The following is a 20643-nucleotide window of genomic DNA, read 5'->3' on the forward strand; positions in this document are numbered from 1 at the left end:
TCAAAAGCTAAACCTGAAAGCTATAATCCTGATAGCGAAGCCAATGTTGGATGGCGTCAACAGGTAAAAAACCGGCCCGATAAATCATGACTTGAGCGCCAATTCACTAATGACCAATGACCAATTCATCCAAACTAAGCAAAAAACATGTAACTGAGTGCAATTGCCGTACAAACGCCAACCAGATCAGCCAGTAACATCGAGCCTATGGCATAACGCGTATTTTTTATTCCAACAGCGCCAAAGTAAACCGCTACCACATAAAAGGTCGTATCTGAAGCGCCCTGAAAGACTCCCGAAAGCTTACTGGCAAATGAATCAGGTCCGCTTGAAATCATTGTACTCACCATCATACCGCGGGCTGCACCGCCACTTAAAGGCCTGATTAAGGCTGTAGGCAGGGCGTCGACAAATTTGGTGTCGGCTCCAAAGAATACGAACAAACTTTTAATCCCACTCATCACCACATCAAAAGTTCCGCTGGTTCTCAGCATGCTAACGGCTACCAAAATACCCACCAGATAAGGGATAATTTTCAACGCCGTTTCAAATCCACCCTTAGCGCCATCAATAAAAGCATCAAAAACATCTATTTTTTTATACAGGGCACCCAATACAATCAATAAGAAAATCAGTAAAATTATACCTCCGCTCAATAAGCCCGAAAATGATTTTATACTTTCTGCATTTAACTTGCTCACATACCAAACCAGCAAACCTATTATAGCTGATATACCAAGTACCCAGGTAATGATAACAGGTTGAAGTAAATTTATCTTCTGCCTAAACGATACAATAAGCATCGCAGCCATGGTACCTACAAAGGTTACAATTAAACAGGGGATAAAAATATCGGTAGGGTCTTGCGCATTTTGGGTAGACCTAATGGCAATTACACTGACCGGAATTAAACATAAACCGGCGGCGTGCAGGCATAAAAACATAATCTGTGAGTTGCTGGCCACTTCCTTGTTGGGATTCAGCTCCTGCAAACTTTCCATCGCCTTTATACCGAATGGTGTGGCTGCATTATCTAAGCCTAACAAATTGGCAGAGAAATTCATGATCATATGTCCCATAGAAGGGTGTCCTTTCGGAATCTCCGGAAAAAGTTTCGAAAAAAAAGGACCTATAATTCGGGATAATAAACGGATGCCGCCTGCCTTTTCAGCGATGCTCATTAGTCCCATAAATAAAGCTAATGTTCCTACAAGTTTAATGCAAAGGTCTACCGCAATCCAGCAGGTTTCGATAATGCCGTCTAATTTTAAAGGATTTAAAGGGTCGGAAGATTTGCCGATTACCATCCAGTTGAAGATATCGCTGTGTCCGAAGAAGAAACACTTAATACTTGCTACAACAATAGCTATAATAATAAATGCCGACCAGATTCTGCTTAATGCCATTGGGAGTGTTTAGTTTTATTTGATGCGTGAAAATAGTTTTTTTAAGCTGAAATTCATAAGAATCGTTGTTCTATTTACGATCTTCATGCTGAACTTGTTTCCAGCATCTTCCCGCTGAATAGACCCTGAAATAAATCCGATAGGAGTTATCGGATCAGGGGGACGATTGCAGGTATACATCAGACTGATCCATCATACCCCTAAACAGAAAATCCATGGAAAATAATAAATATACTATCAACCATGGACTTCGGTCTTCTAACCTCCGATTAACTACGGTTTATCATCTGTTAACTCAAAACCCCATGTTTTTCCTTTTTCGGTAGCCGGAATTCCAATTGTCATCCAGGCCGGAGCTTTGGCACCTTTTAAATAATAATCGAAAAATTGTTGTTCACGGATCTGAATATCTTTCCGGTTCTGGCGTTGAACCAGGTTATGCGCTTCACCATTATAGTTTAGCATCCAAACCGGTTTACCTAAACGGCGCAGGGCGGTGAACATTTCAATACCCTGGTACCAGGGCACAGCACCATCTGCATCATTAGCCATAATCACAACAGGCGTATTAACTTTAGGAAGCATAAATAACGGAGAGTTTTCGATATATAATTCTGGTTTTTCCCAAAGTGTTGCACCAATGCGGCTTTGTGTTTTCTCGTACTGAAACTGGCGGTTCATACCGGTTTCCCAACGGATACCACCATAAGCAGAAGTCATGTTCACTACAGGTGCACCTGCCCAGGCAGCAGCATACATATTGTTTTGCGTAATGAGGTAAGCCACCTGGTAACCGCCCCAGCTTTGACCTTGAATACCAATTTTGCTGCCATCTACCCAACTGTTTTTCTTCAGGCTTTCTACACCTGAATTGATAAACTCAACTGCCGATTTTCCCGGGTGTCCGGTTTCATAGCTAATATCTGGTGCAAACACCAGGTAGCCGTTACTTACAAAGTAGGAAATATTTAAGCGGGATGGGGTAGGTGCTGGTGCCTGGTAAGTGTATAAACCATCCGTTAATTTTTCGTAGAAATAAGCAATCATCGGATATTTTTTATTTGGATCGAAATTTTCCGGTTTGTACAAAATCCCTTCAGCTTTATAACCTTTCGGTGTAGTCCACTTCACCAATTCTGCAGTACCCCAATTGTAGTTTTTTTGTTGCGGATTGGTATTGCTCAATTTGGTTTCGGTTTTGAAATCAGTGGTGATGTAAACATTTGGCGATTCCACATAATTGGCTTTATCGTAGATGTAAACATCAGCATCTTTAGCTTTTGTGAGGCCGGAATACTTAAATTTTGCCATTATAATTGGTTCGGGTGCCTTAGCAGTGCCTACGTTAGTGCGGTAAAAGCCGTTTTCTTTGGTCAGATTATTAAAGGCAGCTAACCAAACCAATTCATTTGCTTTAACAAACTTACTGGCGTTTCTTTCTGTTCTGTCTGTCCGTACGTTCTCGTAACGGAAGGTGATGTTGTTCGCTCTTCCAAAGCCTGCAGTGATATTTTTTGGTGCCGATTTTCCATCTGGCGAAAACGACCATATATCATATTTATCGTTAATCAGGACCGCTTTATCGCCCTCGGTCCAGGTGGCTAAACCATAAGCAGAAGGAAGGTCTGGTACATCGTTTTCTTCATCAACAAATTTTTCAGTTAGGCCTGCGGTTAAAACGGTAACCTTTCCGCTGGCTACCTGATAAGTGTTCCAGCTGCCTAGTTTCCGATCGAAGTAAAGGATATAATTCCCCGCGGGTGATGCCAAAGCGTAACCGTTCAGGTTTTCGATGATTTTCTTTCTCTGGCCGTTTTTGGTGTCAACCAGGTAATAATCTTTTGAAGTTGAACCGCTCCATTGCGATTCGATCCGCCTCCCGTAATCGGTAGAAGCCAAAACCTGCGCTGCATCACCTTCAGCGATGATACTGGCATCAGGTAGTTTTACATCGGTTAGCGGAATTACTTTTGGATCACTGCTGTAAACATCAATAACCGATAAATAGCTTTTTTTGCTGTCCCTTTCTGCATTTTTAAGCTGCATGGGTTGCAAATAATCATCTTTATAATTCCACACATCAACTTTAGCCACTTCAAAATCTACTATTGTAGTGTCTTTTGGTTTTTTAACAGGCGATATGCCAAAATATAACTTCTTCCCATCTTTGCTAAAAGAAATTTTGCCATCACCATTAACCGACCATTTCGCTGGTAGTCCGGGCATATCAAAATCAACCAGGATCTGCGCCGTGTCAAGTGTTAACGAGCTATAATAAATATTGTAGTCTTTTATTTCCTTTTTTTCCGGACTTTGTTCACCTACAAATGCCACGTGTTCGCTTTCTTCATCGAAAGTGAAATTCTTAAAACTTCCTTTACCTTTAATCAGCGTTTTTAAGGTGCCTTTTTCGGTGTTAAGCAAGAATACGCCCTGTGGAGCCGTTTTGTCTTTTTTAGATCCACTGCAGGCAAAAACCAATTGTTTGCCATCTTTGCTGAAGTAGTAATCAGTAACATACTTATAGGTCTTGTCAGTTCCTGTTGTAAGATTTTTTACCACCAGATCTGTTCCTTCTTCGGTTTTACCTTTTCCGGCAGGCTCATCATCAGCAAAATCAGTTTCGCCATCTTTTTTTTCAACAGGTTTCATGGCTTTTTGCGCAGTATCTGGTTTTTCAGTTAAATAGGCCAATACACCAGTACCTTCTTCCGGGAATTTGAAAGATTTTACCCTGGCTACTTTTGTTACCGCATTATTGGTAAGATTGGCAATCCCTAATGAATCTTTTGGTAATTCGTCTGACTTTTTCTTTTTGATTTTGGCCTGACGCAGCTCTTTATTTAGCGGACGGATGTTGAAAGCCGCAAATTTGGAATCATTGCTAAATTGTGCATTCATCCCTCTGGGAACATTGATTTTGATATTTGTTTTGATATTGGCAAGGTATAACTGCGCATCTCCTTCCTGCTGTAAGATGCTGTACATCGCCCATTGGCCATTATTTGATAATTGCTTTGTGCCTATTGATTCCCAGGTATCGTACACCGAATGATCTAAAGGTTTCTTTTGTGCGTAGGCAAAGCTGACAACGAAAAACAGAATAACAGTTAGTCTCTTTTGCATTTTAAATTAATTAGTTTGTTGATTTAATCTTCTAAAATTGGAAAATTTTAGCTTATTCTGAAACTTGTATATCAAATATTACAATTTAAGGCATTAATTGGAAAGGCAAAGGTTAAAGGGGAGAAGATTAGGCGGTGTGGGCACAAGCGCCTAACGCCATGCACTTATCGCTCAGCCCAAAACAGAAATCCCCGATTACCGTAAAAGTAACCGGGGATTTCTGTTTTGGAATAAAACAAGATTATTTCTTGGTTTGTTGCTGTTGCTGCTGACGCATGTAGTCATCTAAACGCTGTTGGAATTTAGATTTTTTCTTTTTCTCATCAACTGGTCTGGCTTTGTTCTGCTGGATTAAAGCATGGATTTTTTCATCATCAACCATTTTGCGGATCAGGAACTGCTGTCCGAAAGTCATTAAGTTGGCTAAGAAATAATAATAGTTTAACCCTGCTGGATAGCTGTTCAATACCCCTAAGAAAATGATTGGCATGATGTAACCGATATATTTCATCTGACCCGTAGCACCAGAAACCTGGTTGTTGAAATACGTCATGATCAGCGTTGATACCGTCATCAATACACACATTAAGCTTAAGTGATCACCAATGAAAGGGATTTTTACGCCAAATTTGATAAACTCATCATAGGTTGATAAATCTTTCATCCAAAGGAAACTTTCGCCTCTCAACTCAAACAGGTTAGGGAAGAAGAAGAAGAACGCCATTACCAAAGGCAACTGTAGTACCATTGGCAAACAACCGCCAAGTGGGTTTACACCTGCTTTTTTGTACAGTTTTAAATACTCCTGCTGAACCAATGTTGGGTTATCTTCACCTACTTTAGCTTTAATTTCGTCCATTTCTGGTTTCAATACCCTCATTTTAGCCATTGATAGGTATGACTTGTAGGTAAGCGGCGATAAGGCCACTTTTAACAAAATAGTCAGTACCAGGATGATTAAACCGTAGTTCCAGCCAAAGCTGTTTAAGAAATTGAATACCGGTAATACAATAAAGCGGTTAATGTACTTTAAAGGCCAGTAGCCCATATCAACCTGCTGTTCCAGATCATATCCCTGTGCTTTTAGCGCAGAGAATTTGTTGGTGCCAAAATAAAACTCCATTTCATAAACCTGGTTTGCACTGTGCGTATATGGCAGTTGCATATTGGCATCGTAGAATTTTACCTGGCCCGGAGCGGTTGGAATTTTAACCTCTAAACTTCCTTTTTCGAAAGCTTGTTTGGCTATTAATGATGCCGAGAAAAAGTGCTGTTTGAAAGAGAACCACTGGATTTTACCTTTCGATAGTTCTTCTTTTTCATCTTTAGAAACACTTAAATGGTTTACATCGCCATCTAAATATTTATAATATGGTGCAGAATAACGGTGTTCGCTTTCGATGGATTTTTCTTGTTGCAGTAAAGTAGTCTGCCAGTTTAAACCGATGCTATTGCCAGCAATTACCTGCTGTAAGCCAACCAGATTGATGTTGAAAGCAACTTTGTTACTTAATGCTTTTAAATCGTAAACATACTCTATATAAGCATTTGAACCATAGTTGGCGCGCATGGTAACCGTACTGCCGGTTTTGGTTGGTGTAAAGTATAAATCGTTAGTATTGATTACCTTACCGGCAGCGTTAAGATTTAAACCAAATTTATTCTGGTTACCATCAAATAAAATAACCGGTTTGCCGGTAAAGGTTTTCTGTCCTTTAACTTCAACTGAGGTAATTTTACCACCTTTATTACTTAAAGTAATTAATAAATTTTCGTTTTCCAGCACAGTGTTGGCTTCCGTGCCGTTTAAGGCCGTACCAAAAGGACCTTTTAAAGCTGCAGAATCTACTGCAGGGTTAGTCAGTGCAGCTGTTTTAGTGGTGTCTTTTTGTGCAGGTGCAATACCTGCTTTTTTCAAAGAATCTAAACGCTCTGTTTCTTTGGCTTTTTTTATTTCGGCCTCGTTCGGCTTCAAAAAGTAGAATGATCCTGCCAAAATGATCATAATCAGGAACAGTCCTGTAAAGGTATTTCTATCCATTATTTATGTATGTACTGCTTTTAATTCGTTTTCTTTTTTGCAAACTCCATTGCAGCGGCGACAAATTTAACAAAAAGTGGGTGAGGATTAGCAACTGTTGATTTTAATTCTGGGTGAAACTGTCCGCCAACGAAAAACGGATGGTTTTTAAGCTCTACAATTTCAACTAAATTGGTTTGAGGATTGATGCCGGATGCCGTCATACCCGCATCTTCATACTGCTTTAAGTAAGCATTATTAAATTCGTAACGGTGACGATGACGCTCATTGATATGTGATTTGCCGTAAATAGAATAAGCTTTTGTACCTTTTTTGATATCGCAAGGGTATGAACCTAAACGCATGGTACCACCTTTATTGGTTACTTTTTTCTGCTCTTCCATCATATTGATAACCGGATTTGCCGAATTTTCTTCTATTTCGGTAGTATGCGCATCTTTCAAGCCTAAAACATTACGCCCAAATTCGATAACGGCACATTGCATACCTAAACAGATTCCAAAGAAAGGCACATTATTTTCACGAACGTATTTTATGGCATCGATTTTACCTTCTATACCGCGGCTACCAAAACCAGGCGCCACTAAAACGCCTTGTAAATGACCTAGTTTTTCTTTTACGTTATCAGGGAAAATACCCTCAGAGTGAATATATTCTACCCTGACTTTACATTCATTTTTCGAACCTGCGTGTACAAAAGATTCGATAATTGATTTGTATGCATCCGGTAGCTCTACATATTTACCAATCAAGCCGATTTTTACCTCAGCAGTCGGGTTTTTCAAACGGCCAAGGAAATCTTTCCAGCTTTCCATATCCGGATCGTTTTTTGTTGGCAGTTTTAATTTCGATAAAACCGTTTTATCCAGTTGTTCTTTTAACATCAGTAAAGGTACATCGTAAATGGTAGATGCATCCATTGATTCGATTACGGCATTGATGTTAACGTTACAGAATAAGGCTATTTTTTTTCTCAGGTCAGCACTCAAGTGGTGTTCGGTACGGCAAACCAAAATATCTGGTTGTATACCATATTCCAGTAATGCTTTAACAGAGTGTTGGGTAGGTTTTGTTTTTAACTCACCTGCAGCAGCCAGATAAGGAACCAGGGTTAAGTGGATTACAATGGCATTGGTACTGCCTTCTTCCCATTTAAACTGACGAACAGCTTCGATAAATGGCAAAGATTCGATATCGCCAACTGTACCACCCAACTCAGTAATCACAATATCGTATTCGCCACTTTCGCCCAGAATACGCATGTTGCGTTTTATCTCATCGGTAATATGTGGAACAACCTGTACCGTTTTGCCCAGGTATTCACCTTTGCGTTCTTTACTGATTACATTTTGGTAGATGCGGCCGGTAGTGATGTTATTGGCCTGTGAAGTCGGAACGTTAAGAAAACGTTCGTAATGACCAAGATCCAGGTCGGTTTCGGCACCATCTTCTGTCACAAAGCATTCGCCATGTTCGTATGGATTCAATGTTCCTGGATCGATATTAATGTACGGATCGAATTTCTGAATGGTTACACGGTAGCCACGTGCCTGTAAAAGTTTAGCTAAAGATGCGGAAATGATGCCCTTACCTAAAGAGGAAGTTACACCGCCCGTAACAAAAATATACTTTGTCATGATTGATAATTTGTGATATCAAGCAGGCTTTTGAGGCCTGCTTGATTGTTTTTGTACGGGATACAAAGGTAAGAAAAAAAATACGGCTTTTAGGCTGTGATTAGAATATTTTTTGTGGCTATTATTTGTTTGATATTGAAAGTTTTAACAAAAAATGCTGATTTAAAGAAATAATGAATAAAGTTCCTTTTTAATATCTTCTGTCTTTCTCGGGTTCTTTTTATCATCATAACGGGTATAAAGATCAATCAATTTTTTTAAATCTTTTTCCGAATCGGTTTTCTTTCCTTTTGTTGGTGGACTGATGTTTAAGATCGGGACGTTTTTCGCTTCTATCCTGGTGGCAAACCAGGTGGTATTGTAACGTGGTATGGCTAAACCCAATATCATTCCGGGTAAACCGGTAAAACCTTCCGGGCCGCCCTTTAATAAAATTTCATCCGTATAAAAGGCCACTACGGTAACCGTATCATTGATCTTTGCGATAGCTTTTCTGCATTCATAACCGGCAATGTTACGCAGGTCGTGCATAATTTTCCACTTCAGACCCGGGATGGTATCCTTCAGGATAAAATCATCGCCCATAATACTTTTTCTCTTCACACGTTTGCTTTTCGCCAGATCTGTAAACAGTTCATCCGTATTGTCAGAACTGAAGAAGAAGGCATTGTCGCCTAAACTCTCCTTTGGTTTAGCCCGGTAAACCGAGGTGCTGTCATTGAAACTGTATTCCCAGTTGGTGGTGCGGTATTTACCCATTTTCTCTCTGGCCTCATCAGTCAGCCACTGGTTATTGGCGAGTTGCTCTTTAATGTTCACCTTTTTCTCAAAAGTAATTTTCGCACTTCTGATGAATACTGTTTGTGCATGAACCATCTGCAAACCTAAAAGTAGACTGAAGATCAGCCAGAACGCAGCTAAATTATTTCTTTTCATTTTTAACAAAATTGCCGTTTAAATTATAAACCACACCTATCAATACATATCTTGGAATAAAGCTGTTAGTGCTTTCTCCTATACTGTTCCCGTTTACATAACGGTTATAGCCAACCCTTTGGCCCAGGATATCGGAAATTGAAGCCCTGATCTCCATTTCTTCAGCCTTTAGCATCCTTTTAGATAGATAGGCATTCCATATAGCAATGTTTACCGGGCGGGCAAATGATGCATTGGCCGGTTGGTAAGATAAGGATACGGAAGTATTGAATTCCGTACTGTAGGGTAGATTGATGTTCCCTGAAATCTCATGATCATGACGGAAGTTCTTCCCATCATTAACCGTGCCGATGGTAGAACGGCTTTTGGAGAAATTTAGGGAAACATTGTATTCCAGGCTAAACTTATCATGATAGATGCTGATCCGCGGTCTTAAGGACATGCTGCTCCGGCTGGTTTTATTTAATTCTTTATTCAGGATAGAAACGTCCTGGTTATAGTTATAATTGAAACCCATATTTGTATTCAGGTGGATCTTGCTGAAACTTTTCCCGATACTACCGCCGGCATAGAGGCTTTTTCCGCCATTCAGGTTGACAAAAGTGGTCACAGTTTTGTTAGATTGATCAACTGTAGTGCTGGAAGCTACCGCATTTTGCACAAAATTATAACCCAGATAACTGTAGGCAAAAATTTCAGATTTCTGCCGATAGGTATTGATGTTGAGGTTGAAGTTATTGTTGAATGATGGCCTAAGGTTAGGGTTTCCGATTAGTGTATACAAAGGACTATTCACCTGTCTTAGTGGCTGCAGCTGCTCAATATCAGGCTGATTGGTGCTCCCGTTATAACCGGCGGAGATGCTGCCGCTCCGGCCCAGTTTATAACTCAGGCTTGTTTCGGGTGCCCAGTTGATATAGGAGCGGTTCACCTGGCGGTTCCTGTCTAAATCGTCCAGGTGGAAAGTGGTTTGAATGGCCTGTGTTCCGCCACGTAGCGTAAACTTTTTGCCCTTGTATTGCAATACCGCATTCCCGACATTGGAAAAGTTATTGAATTCGAAAAAATTACTTAATGAATCGATTTTCTGGTTACCCAGATCGCGGTTGTAGGTGTACTTCTTGCTGCTGGAGCGGATGGTTTTAAAACTATATCCTGCCTGTAACGAGAGCCTTTTGCTCAGGGGCTCGGTATAAGAAATCCGAGAGGCCAGTGAAGTTTTGCTTGATTGGTCGTCATTCAGGTAGTTTCGGCGATCCGGAGTCAGCATCACACCCGTAGAATCAAATAGATTAGTCTGGTTCAGGCTATTCCGTTCATTATTATTCCGGTTGTTTTCCGGCTGTAGGTCTACCGTTAAAATCCGCCCTTTGGTTTTAAATTTCTTCACATAACCGATATTACCGTTAAAGGCTTCACTTTTGCCGTTAGAATCCCCATTTTCGTTGTTGCTATTTACCATAATGCCCCGTCCGTTTTTCGTTTCGCTGTTGCTGAAACTGCCGGACGAACTGCGTTGCTGGCGTGCCCCGAAAGAAATCTTCAGGTTCGATAGCGAATCGAGCTTGAACTCTGTACTTCCACGCAGGCTTTGCCCTGTCGTGCGGTTTTCCTCCCGGCTTGCGCCCTGACTTAAAAAGGTGGTGCCATTTGGAATCAGCGATTCATTACGACTGGTGCTTTCGTTAAATGAACTGTTATCTGCTCCTTTGAAGTTCAGTTTCATACCCAGCTTATTATCCTTCCATTTATTGGAAAAATGCGCACCATAAGTTGTAATATTAGGAATACCGCCCCCAGGCCTGAAATCATCATCATCATTGTTGCCATAGCTGATCATAACAGAACTGCCATCATCACCAACCTCGATCACATCATATTCATCACCCTTCAGGCGGCTCATGGCATTGTTGGTTTTAGATTCAGTACTGATGTTGTTGTTGAAACCGAAAGCGGCCGCTTTCAACTTCCCCTTATAAACTCCCGCCATGGCACCTAAGTTGCGGTATTTATTTAGGTCGCTGCTTGCTTCCGTTGTACTGATATAGCCATTTTTAGCATTCTCCTTCAGTTTCACGTTGATCACCTTTTCCTTTGAATCTTCTTCCTTAATGCCCGTCAGCTCCTCGTTCTTACTTTTTTTATCATATACTTCCACTTCGTTTACTGCATTGGCTTTTAGGTATTTCTGGGCGAGAAGCGGATCGTCCCCAAAAAATTCCTCCCCATCTACCAGCAAGGTATTTACATCCTTACCACCGGCTTTGATGGCACCGTTTTTATCTACCTCAATTCCAGGTAACCGCCTCAACAGATCCTGTAAGTTGGCATGTGGTTTTACAGCAAAACTATCTGCCTGGTAAGTTATCGTATCGCCTTTCATCCTGATGGCTTGTTTTTGTGCCTTAATCGTTACTTCATTCAAAAGGGTGGCTTTATTATCCATTGCAATTGTACCCAGGTTAAATTTTGATGAATCTGACAGTTGGATATCTCTGATATAGTCGGCCATTTTAGGGTAGGTGATGACCAAGGTGTAAGTGCCTTCTTTAAGGTTGGCCAGTTCAAACTCGCCGTTTCCTTTGGCTCTGGTATCCCTGACCAGAACAGAATCCTTGCTGTTAATGAGCAGTATTGAACTGTTTGAAAGATTTCTTTTTTCTACAGTGTCGACTACAACACCTTTGATATTGGCTTTTTGAGCTAAGGCAGGAAGAAATAGTACCGAAAATATAAATACGGTGAGGAGACTTTTGAGCATGTACAGAGAAAACGTTGATAAATAGTTGTTTGGCTATGGTGTGTGAAAATACAACTATTTGATTAGTTTAGCTAAAATACTTGCAATATTTTTTTTAGGGTTGAGTTTGACGGTTTACGACATTGGTTTTTATCTTCGAATCAATTTTCTGATCAATACAATCTGCCCCAAATGGTAATAACTGTGTTCTATAACAGCTTCTATATTTCGCAGATAGGTACTGTACTTTTCATCTACAAATACCTCATCTAATTTTTCGTCAGGCATTTTTTCCACTTCATCAGCAAAGGCCTCCGCATTGGCCAGCAATTTCTTAACCAGTTGTTTCCAGTCGGCTTCAGCATGGATAGGGGGCAGGTCGAAACTATATTGATCTTTAATTTCCAGAAGACCGCCGTTAAATACATTTAAAACTCCAGATAAATAATAATTGATATGATAAGTTAAGGCAGCAATCGTATTTAAGTCACCTACCTGCCGAACGGCATGTTCCCAATTAATGCTTTGTAATTGATCTTTATAATTGGTATTGGCTATCCAATAACCGCTTATGAAAATTTCTCTTAATCGGTTTGCAATAAATCCAGGCCTTTTCATTTCTAAATTTCTGAGGCTTAGATACTAGCTAGCAGCAATTATAGTAAACTTTTACCTTCTGCTCTTTCTCGCTCCATGCGATGTAAATGTTGTTTTCTTTTCCTAAACGATATTTAAAGCCATTTAGGCCTGATTTTTTTAACTCTTCATAAAGGGCTTTGTCTGGAGTATACTTATCGGCTTTATCCTCCGGCATAACGGCAGGCTCAAGAAAATTCTCATCGCTAAAAAAATCATCGGCGATGGTTTTTAAAAAAACAATCTGGTCTTTCTCCTTTGAAAGATCAATATTTGGATCTGTGCTACCTAATAATTCAGTGCCTTTGATTTTGGTATTGTAAATTTCTTTTCCGTCAGCATTTTTGATCGTAAAATTCAATACCATTTCCTCTGGTTTTCTGCCGGTTAGTTCTATTTTAAAGGTATCTAGTGTTTTTAAATCGGAAAACGATTTTGCTACGCTTTGATTGATATTTTTGAATTCGACGGCACCTGATTCTTTACCCTGTTTAGATTGACAGGCAGAAAATACAATGAAGCAGCAAAACATGAAGATCGGTAATTTTCTCATGTTCCTAAAATACAAATTTTAAGTTTATTACAATTCAGCCTACTTAAAATAATATCCGGAAGTGAATGATTGTATCGGTATTTCAAATAATTATTTAAATTTGCGTAACTGGTTACGTAATTAATTATTTTTATGGGATTTTTTGATGAAATAGGTAAAGTAGCGATAGGGAGCAGATTAAGAATGTTGACTGATAAAGTGACTGAAGATGCTACACAGATTTATAAATTGTATCATATTGATATGCAGCCTAAATGGTTTCCGGTATTTTACGCGTTGACCAGAGAGCGGGAAAAAACGATTACCGAGCTGGCCAAAGCCATTGGACATTCTCACCCTTCGGTTAGTAAAATCATCAGTGAAATGCTTAAAAAAGGTTATGTTAAAGAAAATAAGGACGAAACTGATGGACGTAGAAATGTGATAAGCCTTTCTAAAAAAGGAATGAAAATTTCAGAAGAACTGAAGGATCAGCTTATAGATGTGAACGCCGCAATTGAAGAAATCTCGGCACAAGCACAACACAAACTTTGGGAAGCAATAGGAGAGTGGGAATTTTTATTGGAACAAAAAAACTTGTTAAGAAGGGTTATGGAAAAGAAAAAAGAACGCGATGGTGCTAAAGTTGAAATTATAGATTACAAACCTGAACACCAGGAGGTTTTCAGGTCGTTAAATGTAGAATGGATTTCGAAGTATTTTACCATGGAAGGATCTGATTATAAAGCTTTGGATGATCCTCAGGGCTACATATTAGATAATGGAGGTTTTATATTGGTTGCGCTTTATGGAGGTGAAGCATTAGGCGTTTGTGCGCTAATTAAGATGAATGACGGAGAATACGATTTCGAACTGGCTAAAATGGCCGTATCGCCAAAGGCCCAGGGAAAAAATGTAGGATTTCTATTGGCAAAGGCAATTATTGAAAAAGCAAAATCATTAGGTGCAGCTAAAATCTACCTGGAAAGCAATACCATTCTAAAACCGGCCATCAATCTTTACCATAAAATGGGTTTCCAAAAGGTACCAGGTAAGCCTACGCCATACGCGAGATGTAATATACAGATGGAACTTAATTTGAATTAGTTTCACGCCATACGTCATGCTGAATTCATTTCAGTATCGTAATTGTATAAAACCCTGGAATAAATTTAGTGTGAAGAAATTTTTAGATGCTGTAATGGTTAGGGTAACTTCAAAGCTTTCAATAACTTATTCAATTTTAGTAAATCCTCTGGTGTATCTATTGCAACGGTTTCTAAATCAGTTGCTTTTGTTTGGATATAAAATCCATTTTCAATCCAGCGTAATTGCTCCAGGCTTTCGGCAATCTCTAAAGACGAAGGCGGTAATTGGGTGATGGCTTTTAACGCTTCGGTACGGTAGCCATAAATACCGATATGTTTATAAAACTGGTGCTTTTCTGCCCATACACCTGGTTCGCCATTTCTGATAAAAGGAATCGGGCTACGGCTAAAATACATGGCCCGGCCGTTTACGTCAATTACCACTTTCGGACTGTTCGGGTTATAAATGCTTTCCTGGCTTTGAATCGGTTTAATTAAAGTGGCCAAATCTACCTTGTCTGCTACAAAACAGCTGGCCAGCAAATCAATTTGTGCCGGCTCTATAAAAGGTTCATCTCCCTGAATATTAATAACAATATCAAAACCAGGCATTTTTTCAATTACTTCAGCACACCTGTCGGTTCCGCTTTGGTGGTGAGAAGCCGTAAATGCAAATTCTCCACCAAACCTCGTTACTTCATCCGCAATCCGCTCATCATCAGTTGCAACAATTACTTTTGATAAACTTTTTGCTTTCAAAGCCTGTTCGTATACCCGCTGGATCATTGTTTTTCCGGCTATATCAACTAAGGGTTTTCCCGGAAAGCGGGTAGAGGCATAACGGGCAGGAATAATGCCTATAACCCCTAAATCCCCAAGTGGAGACTTTAAATTTTTATCGATCATATATTGTTGCGATAGAATTGATAAAAAACAAATATAAAGATCAATGCAATAATAATAAAAGATACAGAATGAGCGAAATTAAATGTCCAGCCAAGCAATTTTACACGTTTAGGAACAATTAATCTGGAATCTTTCTTATTGAAATAAAAAATACCCCATTTCCAATTTTCCGGATTTTCATGCCCGAAATCTTTTTGCATATTTATGGCATTAATATTTAAACCATTTATGATGAACTCAACTCCCTTTTGGGGGTGGGGATTAAAATAACCCGTTGATCTCTGCTTCAATCGACTGGATTACCGTACCTAAATCTTCCGGATTGTTGGTGAAATCTAGTTTGTCTTTATCCAAAATCAATAACTTGCCGAGTTTATATCCTTTAATCCAGGCTTCGTATTTTTCGTTCAGTTTAGACAGGTAGTCAATCCGGATACTCGCTTCGTACTCACGTCCACGGCGTTGTATATTGTTGACTAACGTAGGTACCGATGCACGCAGATATACCAGTAAATCGGGCGGTTTAATAAATGAAGTAATATTATCGAAAATAGCCCTGTAATTTTCATGGTCGCGGGTAGTCATTAAAGCCATGTCGTGCAGGTTTTCCGCAAAAATATAGGCATCCTCATAAATGGTTCTGTCCTGTATTACATTGCGTTTGTTAACCTCAATATCAGTGATTTGTTGAAAACGGCTGTTCAGGAAATAAATCTGAAGATTAAAACTCCAGCGTTTCATGTCGCTGTAAAAATCTTCCAGGTAAGGGTTATTGTCCACAGCTTCGTACAAAGCTTCCCATCCATAATTCTTGGCCAATAAGCCTGTCAAGGTCGTTTTACCGGCACCTATATTTCCTACAATTGCTATGTGCATCTTTGTTAGATATGAGATATGAGATATGAGATGTGAGATTTGAAATAAATAATCTATCTCAAATCTATCGTCTCACCTCTCAAATCTATTAAAATAATTAAAAACTTTTAAACCCGATTAAACTGCGAACCTCTCTGATGGTTTTTTGCGCGCTTTCACGGGCCTTCAACGCACCATGTTTGGCTACCTGCCTTAAATAAGCATCATCTTTAGCGATATCCTGGATACGCTCACGCATAGGTGCAGTAGCCAATATCATATCTTCTGCCAGTTGTTTTTTGAAATCGCCGTAACGGATCTGCATTTTGCTATATAAATCTTCGAAATGTGCAAGTGTATCAGCACTCGATACCACTTTCATTAAATCAAAAAGATTCTGGATCGGCTCAGGTTTTGGCTGGTTTTCTTCTGTCGGGCCACCATCACTAACCGCACGCATCACTTTTTTACGGATGGTTTCAGGATCATCAGATAGGTAAACAGCATTGGCTTCGCCCTCCGATTTGCCCATTTTTCCTTTTCCATCTAAGCCGGGTACCTTAACCAAGTTATCGGTATAGCTAAAAGCATAAGGCTCAGGGAAGTATTCCGTGTGGTATAACCTGTTGAAACGGTTCCCGAAAGTACGGGCCATTTCCAAATGTTGTTCCTGATCTTTTCCAACCGGTACTTTGGTAGCCTTGTGGATTAAAATATCAGCAGCCATTAATACCGGATAGGTTAATAAACCTGCGTTTACATTATCGGGATTGGCACGAACCTTATCTTTAAATGAAGTGCTGCGTTCCAATTCACCCATATAAGCATTCATATTCAGGTATAAATAAAGCTCTGCAACTTCAGGTACATCACTCTGTATATATATGGTGCTAGTTTCCGGATCTATCCCACTGGCCAGGTATTCAACCAAAACATGTTTAATGTTTCCGTGCAAATCTGCCGGGGTAGGGTGTGTAGTTAAGGAATGTAAATCGGCGATAAAAAAGTAGCAGTTGTAGTCGTTCTGCATTTGAACAAAGTTTTTAACTGCACCATAATAATTACCCAAATGTAATTTTCCTGTTGAGCGAATACCGCTCACCACTGTTTCTTTCATAATGGCACGAAATTAAAAATAAAATGCAAGCAATCCACAAGTCAGCTCGATTTTCATTCCAAGATTTTTTTCAAGACATGATTTATTCATTTAATGAAGACTGTAAATCAACGATAATGCAGAGATCTGACCATATTTTGTTTCGCATTAGCTCCAAATTCAGAAATACGCCAATCTGCTCACTCTTTTGTAGAAAGCATATACCGGTGATTCATCTTTTAACTGTTAAAACAAACTGGGTGAACTAGGTGGAGCTTGGTTCGCCATTACCGGAATCTTTAAATCTGTCCCTACTGCTTTGTTCAGTTTCTCTGTAAAATAAGCGGAAAATAATGGAGAGGAAAGTTCAACGTTTTGATGGACGAAAAAATATAGGTTTTCTAAACCTTGCGCTTTCCAGTCCACAATTCTTTCAATCCAGTCATCTAAACGTTTTTTATCAATTTCATCGTCGTTGGCACCTACAAAACGGATAAAAGCCGTCGGCGTGGTTAACCGCATGTGCAGCATATCTCTTCGTCCTGAAGTATCAACAATGATGTTGGTTATTCCGTTATCTTCAAAAAGTTTAGCAAATTCATTGGCAATGGCCGGGTTGGTAAACCACTCCGTATTTCTGACCTCAACACCCAAAGGAATAACCTTTGGAAATTCGTTGATCACAACTTTTAACCTTTCAAAATCTTTGGGTTTAAAGTTATCGTGCAATTGAAGAAAAGCCATGCCCAGTTTATCTTCGAAATTACTGATGGCATCGCAATATTGCGCTACCGGCTCTTTAACGTTGATTAGTCTTTTAAAGTGACTGATGGTATTAGTCAGTTTCGGAAAAAACTTAAAATCTGCAGGTGTTTTTTGTGTCCAGGTAATAACCTGTTCGCTGGTTGGCATACCATAAAAGGTAGCGTTAAGCTCAATTGAGTTAAATTGAGTAGTATAATAGGTAAGCTCGTCTTTTGTTCCCTTTGGGTAAAAGCCCTTTAAATCAGCCTTGTTCCATTTCGCACAACCTACATAGGCCTTAAAAGATTGATTAGGTTTATTTTTGGCTAAAATTGCCGCTGTTTCAGGCGCATCAGCCGGAAGGGTATAATCTATTATTGAAGGATCTTCTACTTTACCGAATTGCATTTCTTAAGGTTTTAGGTGTGGGGTTAAAAGGGTTAAGGCAAAAAAATACCTTAGCTTATTCAACTAAGGTATTTATTGTAAAAATACGAAACTTGTGCTTCGCTTTAGTTTATTGTGGAAAGTTTCTGCTAAGCAATTTCCAAACTCTTAACTCCAAACTCCCAACTGATAACTGAACTAGTAACCTAATATCTTCAGTACCTGCTTACTGTTCTGTTCTTCGCCAAAAACTTCAAAGTTAAAACTTTCATCGCGGTTTCTACGGATCAGTACATGTTTCGGACTTGGTAATAAGCAATGGTGTATACCGCCATATCCGCTCAATACTTCCTGATACGCACCGGTATGGAAAAATCCTAAATATTGTACTTTACGGGTTTTAGGCATAAATACACTGTTCATATGTGCTTCCTGGTTGTAATAATCCTGTCCATCGCAGGTAATACCACCTAAGTTAACACGTTCGTATTCTGCATCCCAATTGTTAATCGGTAGGAGGATATATTTTTGGTTTAACGCCCAAACGTCAGGCAGGTTGGTGATAAAAGAACCATCCAGCATTAACCAGCGTTCGCGGTCGTTTTGTTGTTTACGACCCAAAACCTTGTATAGAATTCCGGAAGCTTCAGCAACCGTATATTTACCAAATTCGGTGATAATATCTGGCTCCATTACCTCGTGGATGGCACAGATTTCTTTAATCCTTTTTACAATTTCGTTTACCATGTATTCGTAATCGAAATCAAAAACCAACGAATCTTTGAATGGCATACCGCCACCAATGTCAAGCGTATCTAAATCAGGATTGATTTTTTTAAATTTGCAGTAAAGGGTCACATATTTTTCCAATTCGTTCCAGTAATATGGCGAATCAGTAATACCCGAATTGATGAAGAAGTGTAAAAGCTTTACCCGGAAATTTGGATTATGTACAATTTTATTGTTGTAAAAATCAATTACATCTTCCATGCGTACGCCTAAACGCGAAGTATAAAACTGCGAATCGGGTTGTTCTTCAGCTGCAATGCGTATACCCAGGTTACAAGGGGTATCGATATCTACCTCGTCATCAAAAAGGTTAAATTCCTCTTTGTTGTCTAAAACCGGGATAATATTGGTGTAACCATCATGCAGCATATCAATGATATACTGTTTGTATTGGTAGGTTTTAAACCCGTTGCAAATAATTGTGGTATCTTTAGTTAAGGCACCTTTTTTTTCCAGTGCATCAACCATAGGCATATCAAAAGCAGAAGAAGTTTCGAGGTGAATATTGTTTTTTAACGCTTCTTCTACAATATGTCTGAAATGCGAACTTTTAGTACAATAACAATATTTGTAATCGCCGCGGTAGTTGTTTTTTAAAATGGCAGTCTGGAAAAGAATCTTCGCCTGCTGAATTTTCTTACTTACCATGGGTAAGTATGTGAAACGTAGGGGAGTACCGTAAGTTTCAATCATTTCCATCAGGTTTAAATCCTGAAAATATAATTCATCATCTATCACATCAAAGCCTTCCTGCGGAAAGCCAACGCTTAGATCGAGAAATTCTGAGTAACTCTGCATTTACTTTTAAATAATTTTTGCAAAAATGTAATTTTAAATCGAGAATTAAACGCTATTAAAAATATTTTTACTGTGAGGAAACGCTTAGTTTAATTACAAAATTTTAATATAGAATGTTTTTAAAATAATATGTGATTGGATTTTAAATTAAGTTGTTGTAATTCAGTTATTTATTTCGTTTTATTTGCTTCTTGTTTTTAGGAAAGCAGGTTCCTGTTTTTATAGGTTTGGGTTGGCCCTGCGCTCCGCTTTACTTGTTGCACTCGCGTCCGTTCCGATCAGGTTTAGGTGGCAAAGACTGTAATACTGTTTAGGGGTTCATAGTGAGGTTGCTTTTATGCGAATAATTTTCCGTGTATTTCGAGCTTCCGTGGCAAAAACAACAAGCCCCATGAGTTAGGATATGGTTAAAACGATGCAATCGTTTTGCTAGTATGCACGCGTTTGAAACGGGCGCCAGCAAACAATCTGGTCTTAGCGTCTCGCTAAGACTCTCCGTATCTTGAAAGAGATTAATATTTAACAATAATTTGAAAAGCAGGTTCCTGTTTTTATAGGTTTGGGTTGGCCCTGCGCTCCACTTTACTCGTTGCACTCGTGCCCGTTCCGATCAGGTTTAGGTGGCAAATACCGTGCAGCTATTTAGGGTTTTATAGCAAGGTGCTTTAATGTGAAAGTTTTCCGTGTGTTCTGAGCTTCCGTGGCAAAAAATAAATGGTTGGTGAAGATACGAACCACGGCTTATATGGTTGATAATAAGGTTTGTAATGACGAAATCATTAAGCTATTCAGGCACGCGTTTGAAACGCGCGCAAGCGAACGATCTGGTCTTAGCGTCTCGCTAAGACTCTCCGTATCTTGAAAGAGATTAATATTCAACAATAATTTGAAAAGCAGGTTCCTGTTTTTATAGGTTTGGGTTGGCC

General features: G+C 39.4%; 15 protein-coding genes. 1 reads left to right on the forward strand and 14 read right to left on the reverse strand.

Annotated features, from left to right (window positions below):
- Positions 1-134: 134 nt before the first annotated feature.
- The 8 genes from ACFE6N_RS18495 to ACFE6N_RS18530 all read right to left on the reverse strand — a co-directional run bounded on the left by ACFE6N_RS18495 (position 135) and on the right by ACFE6N_RS18530 (position 13075).
- Positions 135-1406 carry a nucleoside recognition domain-containing protein gene (locus ACFE6N_RS18495; protein WP_090985612.1) on the reverse strand — a complete coding sequence of 424 codons (1272 nt, stop codon included), beginning with the start codon at positions 1404-1406 and terminating at the stop codon, positions 135-137.
- A gap of 273 nt (positions 1407-1679) precedes the next feature.
- Positions 1680-4532, reverse strand: coding sequence for a prolyl oligopeptidase family serine peptidase (locus ACFE6N_RS18500; protein ID WP_378938860.1), 2853 nt, complete (start codon positions 4530-4532; stop codon positions 1680-1682).
- A 241-nt stretch (positions 4533-4773) separates the two neighbouring features.
- Entirely contained in the window at positions 4774-6573 is a 1800-nt protein-coding gene (gene yidC / locus ACFE6N_RS18505; protein WP_378938862.1) for a membrane protein insertase YidC, read from the reverse strand.
- Between the two features lie 20 nt (positions 6574-6593).
- Complete coding sequence (locus tag ACFE6N_RS18510; protein WP_378938864.1) at positions 6594-8210, reverse strand: CTP synthase; 1617 nt, start codon at positions 8208-8210, stop codon at positions 6594-6596.
- Positions 8211-8372: 162 nt separating this feature from the next.
- Positions 8373-9146, reverse strand: a complete 774-nt coding sequence (locus tag ACFE6N_RS18515) for a GLPGLI family protein (protein WP_378938866.1) — start codon at positions 9144-9146, stop codon at positions 8373-8375.
- Complete coding sequence (locus tag ACFE6N_RS18520; RefSeq protein WP_378938868.1) at positions 9133-11907, reverse strand: outer membrane beta-barrel protein; 2775 nt, start codon at positions 11905-11907, stop codon at positions 9133-9135. Before ACFE6N_RS18520 ends, ACFE6N_RS18515 begins: the two co-directional genes overlap by 14 nt.
- Before the next feature lie 129 nt (positions 11908-12036).
- The gene (locus tag ACFE6N_RS18525; protein ID WP_378938870.1) at positions 12037-12504 is read right to left on the reverse strand and encodes a DinB family protein; all 468 of its coding nucleotides are present in this window, start codon (positions 12502-12504) and stop codon (positions 12037-12039) included.
- 28 nt (positions 12505-12532) lie between these two features.
- Complete coding sequence (locus tag ACFE6N_RS18530; protein ID WP_378938872.1) at positions 12533-13075, reverse strand: hypothetical protein; 543 nt, start codon at positions 13073-13075, stop codon at positions 12533-12535.
- Positions 13076-13207: 132 nt separating this feature from the next.
- On the opposite strand from ACFE6N_RS18530, the gene ACFE6N_RS18535 reads away from it, so the two are divergent.
- Positions 13208-14161 (forward strand): GNAT family N-acetyltransferase, encoded by a 954-nt coding sequence (locus tag ACFE6N_RS18535; protein WP_378938874.1) that lies wholly within the window; start codon positions 13208-13210, stop codon positions 14159-14161.
- A gap of 98 nt (positions 14162-14259) precedes the next feature.
- Here the strand turns inward: ACFE6N_RS18535 and kdsB are convergent, their stop codons facing one another.
- The 6 genes from kdsB to ACFE6N_RS18565 form a co-directional block, all read right to left on the reverse strand.
- Positions 14260-15048 (reverse strand): 3-deoxy-manno-octulosonate cytidylyltransferase, encoded by a 789-nt coding sequence (gene kdsB, locus ACFE6N_RS18540; RefSeq protein ID WP_378938876.1) that lies wholly within the window; start codon positions 15046-15048, stop codon positions 14260-14262.
- Positions 15045-15248 carry a DUF5808 domain-containing protein gene (locus ACFE6N_RS18545; protein WP_378938878.1) on the reverse strand — a complete coding sequence of 68 codons (204 nt, stop codon included), beginning with the start codon at positions 15246-15248 and terminating at the stop codon, positions 15045-15047. The genes kdsB and ACFE6N_RS18545 overlap by 4 nt, the downstream gene beginning before the upstream one ends.
- Positions 15249-15309: 61 nt before the next feature.
- Positions 15310-15924 (reverse strand): deoxynucleoside kinase, encoded by a 615-nt coding sequence (locus ACFE6N_RS18550; protein WP_145855181.1) that lies wholly within the window; start codon positions 15922-15924, stop codon positions 15310-15312.
- Positions 15925-16021: 97 nt separating this feature from the next.
- The gene (trpS, locus tag ACFE6N_RS18555; RefSeq protein ID WP_145855179.1) at positions 16022-17020 is read right to left on the reverse strand and encodes a tryptophan--tRNA ligase; all 999 of its coding nucleotides are present in this window, start codon (positions 17018-17020) and stop codon (positions 16022-16024) included.
- Between the two features lie 225 nt (positions 17021-17245).
- Positions 17246-18151 (reverse strand): DUF72 domain-containing protein, encoded by a 906-nt coding sequence (locus tag ACFE6N_RS18560; protein WP_378938881.1) that lies wholly within the window; start codon positions 18149-18151, stop codon positions 17246-17248.
- Positions 18152-18328: 177 nt separating this feature from the next.
- Positions 18329-19717, reverse strand: coding sequence for an arginine decarboxylase (locus tag ACFE6N_RS18565; RefSeq protein WP_090496099.1), 1389 nt, complete (start codon positions 19715-19717; stop codon positions 18329-18331).
- Positions 19718-20643 lie beyond the last annotated feature (926 nt).

The organism is Pedobacter sp. BG31 (genome assembly GCF_042464845.1).
In the GTDB taxonomy this organism is placed as follows: domain Bacteria; phylum Bacteroidota; class Bacteroidia; order Sphingobacteriales; family Sphingobacteriaceae; genus Pedobacter; species Pedobacter suwonensis.